Raw genomic sequence first — 984 nt, 5'->3', positions numbered from 1 at the left:
CTCTTATTATGGGAAGATACCTATGAATTGGGTACAGACAACATTAAATTATATAGGAATAATTAGTACTGGTAACACGCCATCTAAAAATAGCCCTGAAAACTACGGCGGCGAAATACCATTCTATAAACCTGCTGATTTATTACAAGGAGAACTATACAATGCAACTGAATATTTATCGGTTCTAGGAAATACAAAATCCAGAAAAATAAAAGCAGGTTCTATTTTAATAAATGGTATTGGAAATATTGGAATTGCTGGGATTGTTCGTGTTGATGGAGCGTTCAATCAACAAATGCATGGCATAGAAGTATTTAATTTTGTCAACTCAAAATTTTTACTTTTAGCTATACAGTCTGATTTTATGCAAAAACAATTCAAGAACAATACATCATCTACCACTATTCCTATATTAAACAAAACTAGATTTTCTCAAACTATAATTAATTTTCCAGGTATACGTACACAAAAATTAATAATTACTAAAGCTGAGAAACTTTTTGAAAAAGTAAATCAATTTTAGCGACAATTCTCTTTTGTTCTAAAACTGAAGGAATACCTATTATTTTAGATTTTAGATACGAATAATGTCGAGCATAGCCCCTGTTCCTAACAAATAATAGCGTATAGTCTAAGTGGTATTTTAAAAATTTTGCAGATAAGCAAATTGGAGACAGAATTTTTACTCCGTCTGCACCAACAACAAAAGGGAAGTCTATAATCTTAAGATTTCTTGTATGGTCACCAAATATTACAACGTTTGTTTTATAGTCTAGAATCTTAGAAAAATTATTAGAAAATCCTTCAACTAATATTTTAGATTGACTAACTACTGGAATCTTGCCCTCTTTTACAATTTCAGACTGTTTTATTTGATAAGGCTTAGCTGAAATAGTTGTTACAATTTTTTCTAAAGGAGCTAGCAACCAAGTTGATCTTCTTGGAAAATCTATTTCAATTTTAATGTTATTCAGATAATAAGAG

Annotated in this window: 2 protein-coding genes; one reads left to right on the top strand and one right to left on the bottom strand. The window is 29.8% G+C overall.

Annotation, left to right across the window (positions count from 1 at the left end):
* The coding region (locus HT703_RS11090) for a restriction endonuclease subunit S (protein ID WP_240148736.1) at positions 1–523 on the top strand (523 nt) is incomplete at its 5' end.
* Here HT703_RS11090 and HT703_RS11085 read toward each other — a convergent pair.
* Positions 483–984, bottom strand: a 502-nt coding sequence (locus HT703_RS11085; RefSeq protein ID WP_054393278.1) for a restriction endonuclease subunit S, incomplete at its 5' end; no start/stop codon positions are given. The genes HT703_RS11090 and HT703_RS11085 overlap by 41 nt on opposite strands.

Origin of the sequence: Streptococcus sp. 3874, from assembly GCF_013276425.1 — a bacterium.
In the GTDB taxonomy this organism is placed as follows: Bacteria; Bacillota; Bacilli; order Lactobacillales; family Streptococcaceae; genus Streptococcus; species Streptococcus pseudopneumoniae.
Note: the sequence above shows the minus strand (reverse complement) of the source record. Positions and strands in the feature narration are given on the sequence as shown.